This window comes from Nostoc sp. (genome assembly GCF_036919615.1).
Classification (GTDB): domain Bacteria; phylum Cyanobacteriota; class Cyanobacteriia; order Cyanobacteriales; family Nostocaceae; genus Nostoc.
In genome coordinates, this window is record NZ_JBALCN010000035.1 from 1 (window position 1) to 436 (window position 436).

Annotated in this window: 1 protein-coding gene; it reads right to left on the reverse strand. The window is 45.9% G+C overall.

Going from position 1 to position 436, the window contains the following annotated elements:
• The coding region (locus tag V7K48_RS11155; RefSeq protein WP_442949431.1) for a WD40 repeat domain-containing protein at window positions 1-436 on the reverse strand (436 nt) is incomplete at both ends.

Consider the following 436-nt stretch of genomic DNA (forward strand, 5'->3'; position numbering starts at 1 on the left):
TCTGATGTCACTAATATTGTTGAGATTGCCAAAGTTTGTTAACTGTTTGCCCTGAATGTCCCACAAACGAGCCGTCCCGTCATCTAATTTCGTGAGCAGACGTTGCCCATCGGGGCTGAAGCTGATGTTACTAATATTGTTGAGATTGCCAAAGTTTGTTAACTGTTTGCCCTGAATGTCCCACAAACGAGCCGTCCCGTCATCTAATTTCGTGACCAGATGCTGCCCATCGGGGCTGAAGCTGATGTCACTAATATTGTTGAGATTGCCAAAGTTTGTTAACTGTTTGCCCTGAATATCCCACAAACGAGCCGTCCTGTAATCTAATTTCGTGAGCAGACGCTGCCCATCGGGGCTGAAGCTGATGTCACTAATATTGTTGAGATTGCCAAAGTTTGTTAACTGTTTGCCCTGAATGTCCCACAAACGAGCCGTC